The 416-nt window shown below is 47.4% G+C and carries 1 protein-coding gene; it reads right to left on the reverse strand.

Annotated elements, in window-relative coordinates:
• A partial coding sequence (locus AB4375_RS21430; protein WP_372052487.1) for a tandem-95 repeat protein occupies positions 1–416 on the reverse strand: 416 nt, incomplete at both ends.

The following is a 416-nucleotide window of genomic DNA, read 5'->3' on the forward strand; positions in this document are numbered from 1 at the left end:
GACACAGGCGCATCATCAACGGCAGTTACGCTCACATCGATGTTTGCAGATACCGTATCGGTTCCGTCTGACACATCGAAACCGAAGTTTACGTCACCATTGAAGTTCTCATTTGGCGCAAAGGTGTATGTACCATTACCGTTGTCGGTAAGAATACCGTCACCGCCATCGTAGGTCACACCTTCAACCGTTAGGTTGTCACCTTCAATGTCTGTCGCGCCTGTAAGCAGATCCGCGTCTGTGAACAGTAAAGTACCGTCTTCTTCAACACTGAACTGCTGATCTTGAGGAACTGGCAGGTCATTGATTGGGTTAACGGTTAAATCGGCAGAAGCTTGAACGGTATTGGTACCATCTGAGATATCGAAGCTGATATCAATGTCGCCATTGAAGTTCTCATCTGGCGTAATCGTGAA

Source organism: Vibrio sp. 10N.261.51.C6, from assembly GCF_041471785.1.
Taxonomy (GTDB): domain Bacteria; phylum Pseudomonadota; class Gammaproteobacteria; order Enterobacterales; family Vibrionaceae; genus Vibrio; species Vibrio crassostreae_C.